14 protein-coding genes are annotated in these 13,401 nt (G+C 63.7%); 8 read left to right on the top strand and 6 right to left on the bottom strand.

Annotated elements, in window-relative coordinates; all coding sequences use genetic code 11:
• The first annotated feature begins 63 nt into the window (after positions 1–63).
• Positions 64–471: a hypothetical protein gene (locus OKW37_RS23555; RefSeq protein WP_429403916.1), complete on the top strand. Its 408-nt coding sequence runs from the start codon at positions 64–66 to the stop codon at positions 469–471.
• Positions 472–552: 81 nt separating this feature from the next.
• On the opposite strand, the gene OKW37_RS23550 is transcribed toward OKW37_RS23555, so the two are convergent.
• On the bottom strand, positions 553–1,863 hold the full coding sequence (locus tag OKW37_RS23550) for an MFS transporter (RefSeq protein ID WP_429403915.1): 1,311 nt from the start codon (positions 1,861–1,863) through the stop codon (positions 553–555).
• Positions 1,864–2,040: 177 nt separating this feature from the next.
• The gene (locus tag OKW37_RS23545) at positions 2,041–3,135 is read right to left on the bottom strand and encodes a tartrate dehydrogenase (protein ID WP_429403914.1); all 1,095 of its coding nucleotides are present in this window, start codon (positions 3,133–3,135) and stop codon (positions 2,041–2,043) included.
• Positions 3,136–3,259: 124 nt separating this feature from the next.
• Between OKW37_RS23545 and OKW37_RS23540 the strand changes: the two genes are divergently transcribed.
• The 7 genes from OKW37_RS23540 to OKW37_RS23510 all read left to right on the top strand — a co-directional run bounded on the left by OKW37_RS23540 (position 3,260) and on the right by OKW37_RS23510 (position 8,126).
• The gene (locus OKW37_RS23540; protein ID WP_187630037.1) at positions 3,260–4,168 is read left to right on the top strand and encodes a LysR substrate-binding domain-containing protein; all 909 of its coding nucleotides are present in this window, start codon (positions 3,260–3,262) and stop codon (positions 4,166–4,168) included.
• A gap of 224 nt (positions 4,169–4,392) precedes the next feature.
• Positions 4,393–4,875 (top strand): DUF2778 domain-containing protein, encoded by a 483-nt coding sequence (locus tag OKW37_RS23535; RefSeq protein WP_429403913.1) that lies wholly within the window; start codon positions 4,393–4,395, stop codon positions 4,873–4,875.
• Positions 4,872–5,150 (top strand): hypothetical protein, encoded by a 279-nt coding sequence (locus OKW37_RS23530; RefSeq protein ID WP_184057796.1) that lies wholly within the window; start codon positions 4,872–4,874, stop codon positions 5,148–5,150. Before OKW37_RS23535 ends, OKW37_RS23530 begins: the two co-directional genes overlap by 4 nt.
• A complete protein-coding gene (locus OKW37_RS23525; RefSeq protein ID WP_429403912.1) occupies positions 5,140–5,652 on the top strand; it encodes an Hcp family type VI secretion system effector in 513 nt (170 codons plus the stop codon). The genes OKW37_RS23530 and OKW37_RS23525 overlap by 11 nt, the downstream gene beginning before the upstream one ends.
• Before the next feature lie 132 nt (positions 5,653–5,784).
• Positions 5,785–7,083 carry a TAXI family TRAP transporter solute-binding subunit gene (locus tag OKW37_RS23520; protein WP_429404397.1) on the top strand — a complete coding sequence of 433 codons (1,299 nt, stop codon included), beginning with the start codon at positions 5,785–5,787 and terminating at the stop codon, positions 7,081–7,083.
• Positions 7,084–7,318: 235 nt separating this feature from the next.
• Entirely contained in the window at positions 7,319–7,522 is a 204-nt protein-coding gene (locus OKW37_RS23515; RefSeq protein ID WP_429403911.1) for a DUF3562 domain-containing protein, read from the top strand.
• A 142-nt stretch (positions 7,523–7,664) separates the two neighbouring features.
• A complete protein-coding gene (locus OKW37_RS23510) occupies positions 7,665–8,126 on the top strand; it encodes a GNAT family N-acetyltransferase (protein WP_184057790.1) in 462 nt (153 codons plus the stop codon).
• Between the two features lie 98 nt (positions 8,127–8,224).
• Here the strand turns inward: OKW37_RS23510 and OKW37_RS23505 are convergent, their stop codons facing one another.
• From OKW37_RS23505 to OKW37_RS23490, 4 genes are read right to left on the bottom strand one after another with little or no spacing between them, the layout of a single operon-like run.
• A complete protein-coding gene (locus tag OKW37_RS23505) occupies positions 8,225–9,628 on the bottom strand; it encodes an MFS transporter (RefSeq protein WP_184057788.1) in 1,404 nt (467 codons plus the stop codon).
• A 25-nt stretch (positions 9,629–9,653) separates the two neighbouring features.
• Positions 9,654–10,919, bottom strand: a complete 1,266-nt coding sequence (locus OKW37_RS23500) for an NAD(P)/FAD-dependent oxidoreductase (protein WP_429352787.1) — start codon at positions 10,917–10,919, stop codon at positions 9,654–9,656.
• Positions 10,912–11,877 carry a VOC family protein gene (locus OKW37_RS23495; RefSeq protein ID WP_429403910.1) on the bottom strand — a complete coding sequence of 322 codons (966 nt, stop codon included), beginning with the start codon at positions 11,875–11,877 and terminating at the stop codon, positions 10,912–10,914. Before OKW37_RS23495 ends, OKW37_RS23500 begins: the two co-directional genes overlap by 8 nt.
• Positions 11,878–11,898: 21 nt before the next feature.
• Entirely contained in the window at positions 11,899–13,389 is a 1,491-nt protein-coding gene (locus tag OKW37_RS23490; RefSeq protein ID WP_184057782.1) for an aldehyde dehydrogenase, read from the bottom strand.
• Between the last annotated feature and the right edge of the window lie 12 nt (positions 13,390–13,401).

The following is a 13,401-nucleotide window of genomic DNA, read 5'->3' as shown; positions in this document are numbered from 1 at the left end:
CTAAAAGGACCCTATGGGTTCATCGGTCACGGCGTGATCCTTGGGTTGCTGGATTCGAGCAACGTGCTGCATCCGTTCGCCACCCAGTCGATCCTCGATGACGTCGCTCTCGTGACATTCGACGGCAACGGCAAATTTACCCGCACCGATTTCGGGAGCATCAACGGCGTGCCGAAAGGTGGGCAGATAACCTTCAATCCGGCGCAGAAAGGCACTTATTCGGTGAACTCCGATTGCACCGGCACCATGTCGGTTGTCTATACCGCGGGAGGACCCGTGCCAGCCGGCGTCGTGACCGACCTGAACATCGTGGTCACTTCGGACGGCACGCAGGTCGAATCCGTCGTCTATCGGGCGAGCATCCCGTCGGCCGCGTCGGCCCCCGACGGCTACAGCTGCCCGATGGATTGCGTGCAAGGTGTGCAGGAGGCGTTCGAAGGGAAGAAGGTTCTGGTCTACGGCTTCCGGTAGTGGGGTACTGACGTATCGGATGAATTCGCGGTTGCCGCCGGCTTTTCAACCGGCGGCGCGCTCGCTTCATCGGTGCTTCGCTCAATGCCCCGGCCGTTCGCCCACTGCGACCGGCGCACGCTTCGTCTGCCGGCTCAACATCAGCGTCACGACCGCCGACAGCGCCAACGTCGCCCCGACCACATAAAGCCCTGCCGTATAGCCGCCCGTCACGTGCTTGAGCCAGCCGATCGCAAACGGCCCGACGAAGCCGCCGAGATTGCCGATCGAGTTGATCATCGCAATGCCCGCCGCCGCCCCGGCGCCCGACAGGAACATGCTCGGCATCGCCCACAGCGGCGCCTTCGCGGCGCTGATTCCGACGTTCACGACGACGAGCGCAAGCACGATCATCAATGCGGTGGTCGCATTACCGGCGAACACGAAGCCGACGCACGCAAGCGCGCACGGAATCACGACGTGCCACGTACGTTCGTCGGTGCGATCCGAGTGCTTCGCCCATAGCACCATCGCGATCACCGCGAGCACGCTCGGCACGCCGGCGAGCAGCCCGGTTTCGAACGTGCCGAAACCGTATTGGCGGATGATCAGCGGGGCCCACAAGCCGAGCGTATAAAGTCCCGCCGAGGTGCCGAAGTAGATCAGCGCGAGCGCGAGCACGCGCGGATCGCGCAACGCGCTGAGCGCGCCGGCCGTGTGGCCCGCATGCGCGTGCCGCGCGTCGGCTTCGAGCTTCAGCCTCGCGATCAGCCAGTCGCGCTCTTCGGGCTGCAGCCACTCGGCTTGCGCGGGCTTGTCGGTCAGATACCTGAGCACGCAGAAGCCGAGGATGATCGCGGGCAATGCTTCGAGTATGTAGAGCATTTGCCAGTCGACGAGTCCGGCAATCGGCGGCAGTTTCATGATCGCGCCGGAAATCGGCGAGCCGATCGCAGTCGAGATCGGCGCGGCGGCCATGAACCATGCCGCCGCGACCGCACGCTGCCGCGCCGGAAACCACAGGCTCAAATACAGGATGATGCCGGGAAAGAAGCCCGCTTCCGCGACGCCTAGAATGAAGCGCAGCGCGTAGAAACTGGTCGGCCCGACGACGAACGCCGACGCGAGCGACACGAGCCCCCACGACACCATCACGCGAGCAATCCAGCGCCGCGCGCCGACCTTGTGCAGGATCAGGTTCGACGGCACTTCGAACAGAAAATAGCCGATGAAAAAGAGCCCGCCGCCGAGGCCGAACGCGGTCGGCGAAAGACCGATCGCCTTGTTCATCGACAACGCGGCAAAACCCACATTCACGCGATCGAGAAAGCTCACGAAGTACAACATCATGACGAACGGGATGATCCGCAGCATCAGCTTGCGGGACACCCGGCTTTCGAGTTCCGAAGTCATTGTCTCCTCCTGCGGCGCGCGGCTATTGACCGCGCGCGAGCCTCGCGCCGGCCGACGTTGGGCCGAGCTAATCGAGTCAAGGTTGTGTGCCGGCCACGTCGTGGCCGGGGCGTAGACCGCGCGCCTGATTTGCGCGCGGTTCCGCTCAGTCCGGTTCAGTTCACGCGAAGCCGGCGCTCAAGCCGCGTTCGCCGCGGGCGTCGCCGCCTGCTCGATGAACGCGCACACGGCCGCCGTCACCTGCGCGGTCGTGGCCGTGCCGCCGAGGTCGCGCGTGTGCAGCGCTTTGTTCGCGGTCACCGCTTCGACGGCCTGCATCACGCGCCTGGCCGCGTCGAATTCGCCGAGGTGTTCGAGCAGCATCACGACCGACCAGAACGTGCCGACCGGATTCGCGAGCCCCTTGCCCATGATGTCGAACGCGGAGCCGTGGATCGGCTCGAACATCGACGGATAGCGGCGCTCCGGATCGATGTTGCCGGTCGGCGCGATGCCGAGGCTGCCGGCGAGCGCGGCCGCGAGGTCGCTGAGAATATCGGCGTGCAGATTGGTGGCGACGATCGTGTCGAGCGTCTCGGGACGGTTGACCATGCGCGCGGTCGCCGCGTCGACGAGTTCCTTGTCCCACGTGACGTCCGGAAACTCCTTCGAAATTTCGAGCGCGATCTCGTCCCACATCACCATCGCATGACGCTGCGCGTTGCTCTTCGTGATCACGGTCAACAGCTTGCGCGGACGCGACTGCGCGAGGCGGAACGCGAAACGCATGATGCGCTCGACGCCGGCGCGCGTCATGATCGACACGTCGGTCGCGGCTTCGATCGGATGGCCCTGATGCACGCGGCCGCCGACGCCCGAATATTCACCCTCCGAATTTTCGCGGACGATCACCCAGTTCAGATCCTCGGGCTTGCAGTACTTCAGCGGTGCGTCGATGCCGGGCAGGATGCGCGTCGGGCGCACATTCGCGTATTGGTCGAAGCCCTGGCAGATTTTCAGTCGCAGACCCCACAGCGTGATGTGATCGGGAATGTCCTTGTCGCCCGCCGAGCCGAACAGGATCGCATCTTTGTTGCGGATCGCGTCGAGCCCGTTGGCCGGCATCATCACGCAGTGCTGGCGGTAGTAGTCGCCGCCCCAGTCGAAGTTCTCGAACTCGAACGTGAAGGCGCGCGTGGTCTTCGCGAGCGCCTCGAGCACCTGCGCGCCGGCCGGCACGACCTCCTTGCCGATGCCGTCGCCGGGGATGGTTGCGATGCGATAGGTCTTCATGTCTCCGTCCTGTGCTTGGTGAATGGCGTGAGTGGACTCTAGCGCGATCCCACGGGTAAAAACCGGTGCTAAACTCAAAGCATCTTTAACTTGCATTCACAAATGCGAAGGCGCGGAAAAGACGATGCGCGACACCGTCCAGCCAGCCGATCTGGGCTTTTTCTCGACGCTCGCCGCGAGCGGCAGCCTCAGCGCGGCCGCACGCGAACTGGGGCTGACCGCGGCGGCCGTCAGCAAGCGCCTCACGCAGATGGAGCAGCGCGCGGGCGTCGCGCTCGTGAACCGCACGACGCGCCGCATGATGCTGACGCCCGAAGGCGAGCTATACCTCGAGCGCGCGCGGCGGATTCTCGACGAGATCGACGAACTGGCCGAACTGCTCGGCTCGGCGAAGAAGACACCGAAGGGCTTGCTGCGCGTGAACGCGACGCTCGGCTTCGGGCGCAGCCATGTCGGGCCGGCGATCTCGCGCTTCGTCGCGCGGTATCCGCAGGTGTCCGTTCAACTGCAGTTGTCGGTCACGCCCCCGCCGCTTACCGACGACAGCTTCGACGTCTGCATCCGCTTCGGCGAGCCGCCCGATACGCGCGTGGTCGCGCGCCGGCTTGCGCCGAACCGGCGTCTGCTGTGCGCGGCGCCGTCGTATCTCGCGGCGCACGGCATGCCGCTCACGGCGCACGATCTGACGCGCCACAACTGCATCGGCATTCGTCAGGGCGACGAAGCGTACGGCGTGTGGCGGCTGACCTCGGGACGCGGCGCCGCGCGCAAGACCGAGGCGGTGCGGATCAAGGGCACGCTGACCACCAACGACGGCGAGATCGCCGTCAAATGGGCGCTCGAAGGACACGGCATCCTGATGCGCGCGGAATGGGACATCCGGCAGTATCTGACGGAAGGATCGCTCGTCCAGTTGCTACCCGATCACGACACACCGAATGCGGATATCTTCGCGGTGTATTCGCCGCGGCATCAGATGTCGAATCGTATTCGCGCGTTTGTCGAGTTTATTGCGCGGGAGTTGGGGGGGTGAGGTGGGGGCGGGGGCGTAGTGCAGCACAGCGATCGTGCACATTCGTGATGTCATCAAAAGAGCGAGCAGCACATCGGCCCAATTTTGCCTCGCTTTCCGGGTCGTCTGATTGAGCATGGTTCCGTCTTCGCCGAAGCTGACGGTGTCACGAACGTTACCTTGAGCCACCCGTCTTCTCGCTTCCGTGGCCACCACGGAGTGAACGCCTTTTCGATATGTAAACCATGCCCGCCGAGTGCTATTTCACGCTTAACCGTCGACTCATCTCTGTATTGACCTGCAAAGGCTTTGGCAACGTGTCTGCTTTTTCGGGCAAACCAGCCCATGTCAACAACCCCGCAGATACAGCGGTCGCCGAAAGCGGTCCGCTTCCGCAAGGCCTGTACTACATCGTAGACCGACAGAGTGGCGGTCATCTGGGATGGCTGTATGACCTTGTCAAGGACGCATGGTCCGATGTCGATCATTCGACCTGGTTCGCGCTTTATCGAAACGACGGCGTGATTGACGATTGGACATTTATCAATGGCGTGAAGCGAGGCAACTTCCGCCTGCATCCGACTGGTCACTGGGGAGAAAGTGAGGGATGCATCACGGTCACGGACCAGTCCCAGTTCGATCGCTTACGCTCGTTCTTGCTGTCGCACCCAACCCGGAAGATACCCGGCACCACACTGCAGTACTACGGTACGGTACTTGTGCAATGAAAACTGCCCTGCGGATTTTTACGGCCTTCGTGCTGACTGTCCCAGTCTGCATTGCGTTGTCGACGATCGACCCGCTTGCGCGCTGGGTGGGCAGCGAATCCACGTTAGAAATGCTTCGCCCCCTCTTCAAGCTCGTTGGCGCCGTCGGTGTGGAGGGCGAAGAGGACGTGGTGGTTACGCTGCTGCTCGCAGTCAGTTTCCTACTATGCTGGGGGCTCTCGTGGGGCGGGTCCGTGCTTTTTGTTAGAAAGAGGTGTCGCCTTGATGTCAAATGACGTTTTCATAAAAATCGACGGGATTACGGGCGAGTCGCAGGACGCGACACACCCGGACGAAATCGAGGTGATCAACTGGACATGGAAGATGGCACAGCGGCTCTCCATGATGTCCGGACCAGGAAGCGGCGTCAGCAAAGCCTCGGTCGACGACCTCGTGTTCTTCCACAACGTGGACCGGGCGAGTCCGAGCCTGATGTCCTATTGCCTGACCGGCACCCACGTTTCGAAAGCGGTTCTTACCATGCGCAGGGCGGGTGGCAGCCCCCTCGATTTCCTCAGGCTCACAATGAACGATGTATTCATCACGGGCGTAGAGATGACCGCACAACACGAACAGGTTCGCCTCTCTTTTGCCAGGATCAAGCAGGAATACATCGTTCAAAATGCCCAAGGCGGCAGCAACGGCGTAGTGAATCTTCGACATCAGGGCCAACCGACCTGTGCCCCGATGACAGTGTCAGCCAGACCTTTTCAATGCACATCACTGACTATCCAATAAAACCCCCTGATATCGTAAAGTTGAGGAAATAGAGACCGCCTCCATCCCATTAGTCACCAAGGCCGGACCTGACCAAACCGGGTAACGATGCCGAGACCAGACCCCGCGCTGTACCGCAGCCCGACAACCCCGATGACGCGGCGGCGCCGGCGTCTTCTGATCGTCGGCGCGATCGTGCTCATCGCCGCGTTCGGCTGGATGCTCGCGCTCGTGCTCGAGCCCGCGTTCCAGCGCACGATCGTCATCACCACCGGTGCGGACGGCGGCATCTATCGCGGCTTCGCCGATCGCTACGCGCCGCTGCTCAAGCGCGAAGGCGTCAAGCTCGACATCCGTAGCTCGTCAGGCTCGGTCGAAAACTACCAGCGGCTCGCGGACCCGAACAGCGCCTATCAGGTCGGCTTCATCCAGTCGGGCACGACCAGTCCGAATGACACCGACAATCTGGAAACCATCGCCGCCGTGTCGTACGAACCGATCTGGGTGTTCTATCGCGGCGATGCGACGATCGACCGGCTGTCGCAACTGCGCGGCAAGCGCATTTCGATGGGCGTGCCAGGCAGCGGATTGCTCAACGTCTCGCAGGTGCTGCTCGGCTATAGCGGCGTCACGAGTCAGAACTCGACGCTGCTGCAGATGGACGCGAACGCCGCATACCAGGGGCTCGAAAGCGGTCAGGTCGACGCGGCATTCTTCATTGGCCGGCCCGACGCCGACATGCAGCGCACGCTGCTCACCAGCAACCTGAAGCTGATGAGCTTCGCGCAGGCCGATGCACTGGCGCAAAAATTCCCGTCGCTGTCGAAGATCATCTTGCCGCGTGCCTCGACGAGCGTCGCCGACGATCTGCCGCGCAGCGACGTCACGCTGCTCGCGGCGACGGCGCTGCTCGTGTCGAAGGACACGCTGCATCCGGCGCTCGTCTATCTGCTGCTCGACGCGGCGCGCACGGTGCACGGCGGCGAGGACTACTTCACGCCGCTCGGCACGTTCCCCAACCTGAACACCGAAGAATTCCCGATCTCCGACGAAAGCGTGCGGTACTTCAAATCGGGCCGGCCGTTTCTGTATCGCTACCTGCCGTTCTGGCTCGCGAGTCTGATCGAACGGCGGCTGCTGATTCTGGTGCCGTTCCTCGCGCTGCTGATCGGCCTCGCGCAGGCGCTGCCGCGCATGCTCGAAGCGCGTATGAAGAAACGCCTGATCGTGTGGTACCGCGCGATCAAGGCGCTCGAGGACGAAGTGTGGAAGAACGCCGAGCCGTCTCGCGCGCAGATCGCGCAATGGAGTGAGGAGATTGAAAGCATCGACGCGAACGCTAGTCAGATCCGAATTCCGTACCGCTACTTTCAGGACGTTTACGCGCTGAAGCAGGCGATCGGCGTCGTGCGCGACCGGATCGCGCATGTAGCGCAGAAAGTGCAGAGGTAGAGACGGCGGTCGCTTAGCCCTGTGCGTTTCCCGGGTATTCACCACCGCGCAGCCGGTTGATTTTCCGCACGGCCTCACCGCGTGGGTGCTTGCCGCAGCGCAAGAAAAAAATCTCTGTGGAATCAGTCGGACGATAGGTCGATTCAATTGGCGCGCTCGCGATTCGCATCCTGTAATGGACTCCTGCCGTCCGCGTACCGTCCATCCAGCCTGCCGTCCTACCCGGAGAGAGACCATGTCCCAGCCTGAGCCGAATGTAGACGAAGTGGTCCGAAGCATCGCCGAGGAAACCGACACGCCGGCAAAAACGGTGTCGCGCATGTACGCCGATACGCTCGCCGAATTCCGGAACGAGGCGCGCGTGTTCGACTACGTGCCGCTGTTCGCCGCGAAGAAGGTCCGCAACGAGCTGCGTCACAAGCAACATCGCGAGCACTGACTCGCGGCATGCGGTGATGCATCGGCTCATCGCGCTGTCGCACGCGTCGTGGCTCCAGATTTTGCGAGCATGGTGGAGCTAACAATCGCGTCGCAAATTTTTTATGCTGGCGGTTCCACAGCTTTCCGAAGGAACCGTCCACATGTCCGCCCCGCTGCAGATTCGCGCCGTCACCCGTGACGATTTCGATGCATGGCTCCCGCTATGGGACGCCTACAACGCGTTTTATGGCCGCTCGGGCGAGACCGCGTTGCCGCGCGAGATCACGCAAATCACGTGGAATCGCTTTTTCGATGGCTACGAGCCGATGTATGCATTCGTCGCGGAACGCGCCGGGCAATTGCAGGGCATCGTGCATTTTCTCTATCACCGTCATACGACGATGGCGGGGCCGATCTGCTATCTGCAGGACCTGTACACGCTCGATAGCGAGCGCGGCAAGGGTGTCGGCCGAGCGCTGATCGAGGCCGTCTATGCGCGCGCAAAAGCCGACGGTGCGCAACGCGTCTACTGGCAGACGCATGAGACGAATCACACCGCGATGCAGCTCTATGACAAGGTCGCGGATAAGGGCGGCTTCGTGGTTTATCGCAAAGCGCTCTAACGCACAGCGCTTCATCAGAGAGGCCTATCAACGGCGAAAGGCGCACCACCCGGTGCGCCTTTCGTTTTACTGCTCAAGCGGTCATCACGCAGTCCCGGTCAAGCCTCGAGCTGCTCCAGCACCTTGCCCTTGGTTTCGATACCGAGGAAGTGCACCGCGACCGCCGCGATGAACGGCACGGCGGCGAGGATATAGAACGCCACTTCCAGGTTGCCGCCGATCATCGTCTTCGACACGATCGCCGGCGCGAAGATCGCCGCCACTTTCAGCCACGCGCCGCCGACACCGCAGCCCATCGCGCGGATACTGGTCGGGTACAGCTCCGGCGTGTACACATAGGCCGTGATGAAGCCGCTGGCGAGAAAGCCGAGCGCGAGCGCGCAGCAGGTTGCGACCACATACACCGACGAGCCGTGAAACACGCCCGCCATGGCCAGCGACAACGCGCACAGCACGAACGAGATGCTGATGATCGGCTTGCGTCCCACCTTGTCGACCAGCAACGCGCAGGCCAGCGATCCGAGCACGCCGAGCACCGACGCCGCGACCGCCAGGTTCAGCGCGAGTTGCAGCGGCGCGTGATAGATCGTGCGGTAGATTGTCGGCAGCCAGGTCGACAGACCATACTGGATGAAGCCGCAGGTGACCCACAGCATCGCCACGGCGAGCGTGCGCTTCAGATAGGCCGGGCCGAACAGGTCCGCGACGCGGCGCTTCGGATGGCGATTGATCATCTCGTCGAACTCCGACGCCTGCGCGACCGGCGGCAGCGGCACCTTGGCGGTACGTTCGAACGCGAGCACGGCGGAATCGGCTTCGGCCATCCGGTCGCGCACGGCGAGCCAGCGCGGCGATTCCGGCACGAGCTTGCGCAGCACGAAGAACAGGATCAACGGCATGCCGCCGATGAAGTACATCGCCTGCCAGCCGAAGCGCGGCACGATCCAGGCACCGAGCGCGCTCGACGCGAGCAGCCCGATCGGGAACACGATTTCGTACAGCAGAACGAAGCGTCCGCGGCCGTGCGCGCGGCTGATCTCGTTGATATAGGTCGCAGCCACCGGCAACTCACCGCCGAGGCCCAGGCCCTGGACGATACGCAGCGCGACGAACACCGCGAAGGTCGGCGCAAAGCCGCACGCGATACTGGTGATGCCGATAATGCCCGAGCTCAGCGCGATCGCCTTCACGCGTCCGCCGCGTTCCGCGTACCACGGAAACAGGAACGCGCCGATCAGTTGTCCCACGGAGCCCGAGCCAAGCAGGAAGCCGACGTCCCACGGCGTCAGATTCCATTTCGCGATCAGCAAGGGCAGCGTCGCCGCGATCGCGATGACGTCGAAGCCGTCGAAGAACGTCGCGAGACCGATCAGTATGCGCGCACGCACCTGCATCCGGTTCCTCGGCAAGCGCTCCAGACGCGCGATGATCGATCCTTGCGTCACAGCGCCTGAAACACCGGCGCTGCTGCGGTCTCCTGTTGTGTTTTCGATGGTTCTCATGCCGAGGTGCCGTCCGTAGAAATGATTAGGCAAGCGCCGTGGAGGCGTCAGTCAGGGTGACAAGGTCGATGGTCCGGCCCTGGTTCATCCACTTGCGCGAAAGCTTCAGCTCACGCGGGGTGTTGATCGCGATCACGCCACGAATCGTGTTGTCTTCCAGATAGAACAGCGTTGCGCGTTTGCCGGGCAAATCACCGCGCACCGCGAGTTCCGCGTTGGCCGGAATGTCGCCGAGAATCTGCAGGTTCACGTCGTACTGATCGGACCAGAACCACGGAATATCCGCGTACGGCTCGAACGTGCCGAGCAAGGCCTTCGCCGTGGAGATCGCCTGGTTCTGCGCGTTGGCCCACGATTCGAGCCGCACGCGGCGCTTCAGCCACGCGCTCGGATGATTCGCGACGTCGCCGCACGCGAAGATGCGCGGGTCGTCGGTGGCGCCGAAGTGATCGACGACGATGCCATCCTCGACCTTCACGCCCGCCGCTTGTGCAATCGCCGTATGCGGTGCGAGACCGATGCCGGCCACCGCGAAATCGGCGTCGAGCGTCGAGCCGTCCTTAAATGTCGCGCGCAGCCGGTTCGCGTCGTTCGGATGATCTTCGAGCTTGACCAACGCCGCGTTCAGACGCACGTCCACGCCGTTCGCGCGATGCAGCTCCAGCAGGAAATCGGACACCAGCGGCGGCAGCGAGCGCACGCACAGACGCGGCGCGCCTTCCACCACGCACGCCTCGACGCCTAGCTTGCGCGCGGTCGCCGCGACTTCGAGACCGATCCAGCCGCCGCCGATCACGAGCACGCGCTTGCTTGAGCGCAGCCGTTCGCCGAGCGTGACCGCTTCGTCGAGCGTGCGCAGATAGGCGATATGCGAGGTCTTCACGAGCGCGTCGGGCAGACGGCGAGCCGCGCCGCCGGTCGAGATCACGAGGCGGTCGTACCGCACTTCGCGGCCCGACTTCGTGCGTACGATGCGCTGCTCGCGATCGATCGACGTCGCGCGATCCGGTTGCCACGCCTCGACGTTCAAGGCGTCGAAATCGTCGGGCTTCACGAGCCGCACCGTGTCGATGTCCGCGTCGCCGGCCAGCACGGCCTTCGACAGCGGCGGACGCTCGTACGGCAGATGCACTTCGTCGGCGATCATCACGAGGCGGCCGTCGAAGCCTTCCCGGCGCAGCGTCTTCACGACCCAGCCGGCCGCCTGGCCGCCGCCGATCACGACGATCGTGCGCGGCGCCTCGAGCCCCGCATGCGCGGTCTGAGCCTTTTCGGTGGCAACGTCAGTCATTCTTGCGCTCCGTCATGAACTTGTCTTCCGGCGCCTTCGCGTCTTTCTGGCGCCGCGTGTTGCCGTCGATGCCGCCGTCGATCGCCCATTCGGCGAACACGGTCGGGCCCGGCTCGAAATCGCGTGGCTGCCAATCGGGCGTCAGTTGATCTTCGTCGGCGTAGTACTCGATCAGGCCGCCGGCCGGATTCTTGAAGTACCAGAAGTACGCCGACGACACCGGATGACGTCCCGGGCCGAGTTGCGTTTCCCAACCGCAGCGGCTGATGTGCATGCCGCCGCCGAACACTTCGTGGATGTCGCGCACGGTGAACGCGACGTGGTTCAGGCCGCGTTTGCCGTTCGGCAGGGCCAGCAGGAACAGGTCGTGATGGCCGCCGTGCGGCGCGCAGCGCATGAACGCGCCGCGGCCCGGATAACGGTCCGAGGTCTCGAAGCCGAGCAGCTCGTGATAAAACTTTTCCTGCTCGGCGAGCCTGTTCGTGAAGAACACGACGTGGCCCACTTCGACCGGCTCCGCGCGCTCATAGACCGGCGACGGCTGATCGACGCGCAGCGTCTGGCCCCACACGTTCGACGGCGAACCGTGCACGTCGACCGCCCACTTACGCGTGACTTCGACGCGCACCGCCAGGCCGTTCGGGTCGATGCAGCCAACCGCCTCGTCGTTTTCGAAGTGGCCCGGCTGGCCGGCGAAGCGGCCACGCAGCGCGTCGAGCTCCGCCTTCGTCGCGACGCCCCACGTCACTTCGCGCAAGGTCGGGCCTTCTTCGAACGCGGGCGGCAGCGACGCATCGTTCGCCTCGACGACGAGCACCGTGCAGCCGTTCAGCGTTTCGAAGCGCGCGTGGGTTTCGTCGTGGGCGGTCTCTTTCATGCCCCAGTCCGCGAAAAATTGCCGACAGGTGGCGAGATCCGTCACGCCGTAAATAATCTGTTCAATGCCGAGAATCGTCATAACGTGCCTCTTCGTCCCGCTTCAGTTCGCCCACGCCAACGGCGCGTCGTTCAAGCCCCAGTAGAGGCTCTTCTGTTGCATGTATTCGCGAATGCCGACACGGCCTTTTTCGCGTCCCATGCCGCTCTCCTTCCAGCCGCTGAACGGCGTCGAGATCGAGAACAGCTTGTAGGTGTTGATCCAGATGGTGCCGGCTTCGAGCCCGCGCGCGATCCGGTAGGCACGCTTGTAGTCGCGCGTCCAGATGCCGGCGGCGAGGCCGAACACGCTGTCGTTCGCTTCCTTCAGCAGCGACGCTTCGTCGTCGAACGGCATCGCGACGAGCACCGGGCCGAAGATTTCTTCCTGGCAGATGCGCGCGTCGTTGGTCAGGCCTTCGAGAATGGTCGGCTGGAAGTAGGTGCCGGCTTCACGGTTATCGCCGACCGGACGTTCGCCGCCGCACAGCAGACACCCACCCTCTTCTAGACCGAGCGCGACATAGCGTTCGATCGTCTCGCGATGCGCCTGCGTGATCAGCGGACCCATCTGCGTGTTCTCGCGCGACGGATCGCCGACGCGCAGCTTGCGCGCGCCTTCGACCAGACGCTGCATGAACGTGTCGTAGATCGAGCGCTGCACGAACAGGCGCGAACCCGCGATGCACGCTTCGCCCGACGAGCTGAAAATGCCGTACAGCACGCCGTTCACCGCATGATCGAGATCGGCGTCGTCGAACACGATGGTCGGCGACTTGCCGCCGAGTTCGAGCGACACCGGCATCAGCTTGTCCGCCGCGATGCGCGCGATGCCGCGGCCCACTTCGGTGCCGCCCGTAAACGACACCTTCTTCACGAGCGGATGGCGCACCAGCACGTCGCCGATCACCGAGCCCTTGCCCGGCAGCACGCTGACCACACCCTTCGGCACGCCCGCTTCCTCGCAGATGCGCGCGAGCGCGAGCGACACCAGCGGCGTGACTTCGGCGGGCTTCAGCACCACCGCATTGCCGCCCGCGAGCGCCGGCGCGAGCTTCTGCGCGTCGGACGCGATCGGCGAATTCCACGGCGTGATCGCCGCGACCACACCGATCGGCTCGTAGATGCTCATCGTCAGATAGTCGCCGCGTGACGGCGTGACGTCTTCATCGAGCGTTTCGAGGCAGGCCGCGAAATAGCGGAACGTGTTCGCCGCGCTCGCGACCAGCACGCGCGTCTCGCCGATCGGCTTGCCGTTGTCGCGGCGCTGCAGATTCGCGAGCGCTTCGTGGCGCGCCATGATCAGATCGGCGATGCGATACAGGATCAATGCGCGTTGATGCGGCTTCAGACCCGACCAGTTGGACTTGCGCCACGCCGCGTCGGCGGCTTCGATGGCTTCGCGCGCGTCGTCGGCGCTGGCCGTCGAGATTTCCATGTTGACCGACTGATCCGCCGGATACAGGCTTTTGTACGGGTTGCCGCGCCCCTGCCGCCATTCGCCGCCGATGAAAATATCGCCGTTGGGCACGAGGCTGGTATCGAAGTGAGTCATGTCGGTCGTTCC

This window comes from Paraburkholderia sp. MM5482-R2 (assembly GCF_050436125.1).
Lineage (GTDB): Bacteria > Pseudomonadota > Gammaproteobacteria > Burkholderiales > Burkholderiaceae > Paraburkholderia > Paraburkholderia tuberum.
This window is presented reverse-complemented; position numbering and strand designations above follow the sequence as displayed.